2 protein-coding genes are annotated in these 1,602 nt (G+C 66.0%); both read right to left on the bottom strand.

The window, feature by feature from the left end; all coding sequences use genetic code 11:
* The coding region (locus ISP14_RS18700; protein ID WP_404542887.1) for an electron transfer flavoprotein subunit alpha/FixB family protein at positions 1–902 on the bottom strand (902 nt) is incomplete at its 3' end.
* Between the two features lie 20 nt (positions 903–922).
* The coding region (locus tag ISP14_RS18695) for an electron transfer flavoprotein subunit beta/FixA family protein (RefSeq protein WP_404542885.1) at positions 923–1,602 on the bottom strand (680 nt) is incomplete at its 5' end.

Here is a 1,602-nt window from a genome sequence, read left to right as displayed (position 1 = left end):
TCACCCACCAGGCCGATGTCGGCCACCTCGAAGATCGGCGCCTCGCCATCCTTGTTGATCGCCACGATGGTACCTGCGTCCTTGATCCCGGTGAGGTGCTGGATGGCGCCGGAGATGCCGATGGCCATGTACAGTTCGGGCGCGATGATCTTGCCGGTCTGGCCTACCTGCAGGTCGCTTGGCACGTAGCCGGCGTCGACGGCGGCACGCGAGGCACCCACGGCGGCGCCGATCTTGTCGGCGAACTTGAAGATGATGTCGAAGTTCTCCTTCGAGCCGACGCCGCGACCGCCAGAGACGACCTTGCGGGCGCTCTGCAGGTCCGGACGGTCGCTCTTGCCCGACTGCAGTTCCACAAAGCGGGTGTGCGAGGGCAGGGCCACGTCCACTGCCAGGGCCTCGACTGGAGCGTTGTTGGCGCCCGTCGCCGCGGCGGCCCAGGAGGCCGTGCGGATGGTGGCGACCACGGTAGTGTTCGGATCGGCTTCGACGGTGATGATGGCGTTGCCAGCGTAGATCGGGCGCTTGAAGCTGTGTGTTCCTTCCACGCTCATCACGTCGCTGACCTGGGCGACGCCGAGCAGGGCGGCTACGCGCGGCAGCACGTCCTTGCCGAACGTGGTGGACGGGGCGAACACGTGGCTGTAGCCGGCGGCGGCCTTGGCCACCTGTGGGGCCAGCACGGCCGCCAGCGGATGCGCGTTCTCGGCGCGGGCGATGGTGAGCACACGGCTCACGCTTTCGATCTTGGCGGCTTCAGCAGCGATGGCGTCGACGTTGTCCGCCAGCACCAGCACGTCGATGGCTTCGGGCTTGATCGCGGCGGCGGCGCTCACGGCGCGCGCGGTGGAAGGGTTCAGCTTGCCGCCCAGATGTTCGGCGATGACGAGGATCTTGCTCATGTCATGTCTCCTTAGGCTGCTCAGAGCAAACCCTTCTGCTTCAACGCCGCGACCAACTCGGCCGCATCCTTCACCATCACGCCCTTGCTGCGCTTGACCGGCGCGGCGTAGTGCGTGGTCTTGAGATGGTCGTTGGCCTCGATGCCCAGCGAAGCGAGCTCGATCGTGTCGATCGGCTTGGACTTGGCCTTCATGATGTCCGGCAGCTTGATGAAGCGGGGCTCGTTGAGGCGCAGGTCGGTGGTGATCACCGCGGGCAGTTCCGCTTCGATCACCTCCAAGCCGGCGTCGACTTCGCGGGTCACCGTGGCCTTGCCGTCGGCGATCTCCACCTTGCTGGCGAAGGTGGCCTGCGGGCGGTCCCACAGCGCCGCCAGCATCTGGCCTGTCTGGTTGGCGTCGTCGTCGATCGCCTGCTTGCCGAGGATCACCAGGTTCGGCTGTTCCTTTTCGATCAACTTCAGGAAGACGCGCGCGGCAGTAAGCGGCTGTACGGTGTCGCTGGTGGCGACATGGATCGCACGATTGGCACCCATCGCCAAGCCATTGCGCAGATGGGCAGTGAGGTCGGCAGGGCCGATGCCCACCACCACCACTTCTTCGGCCAGGCCTTTCTCGCGGAGGCGCAGGGCTTCTTCCAGCGCGATGTCGTCGAACGGATTGGCGGAGAGCTTCACGCCATCGGTCACCACGCCACTGC

Origin of the sequence: Dyella agri, assembly GCF_044904705.1 — a bacterium.
In the GTDB taxonomy this organism is placed as follows: Bacteria; Pseudomonadota; Gammaproteobacteria; order Xanthomonadales; family Rhodanobacteraceae; genus Rhodanobacter_A; species Rhodanobacter_A agri.
The sequence above is the reverse complement of the archived record's forward strand: the minus strand, read 5'-3'. Positions and strand labels throughout refer to the sequence as shown.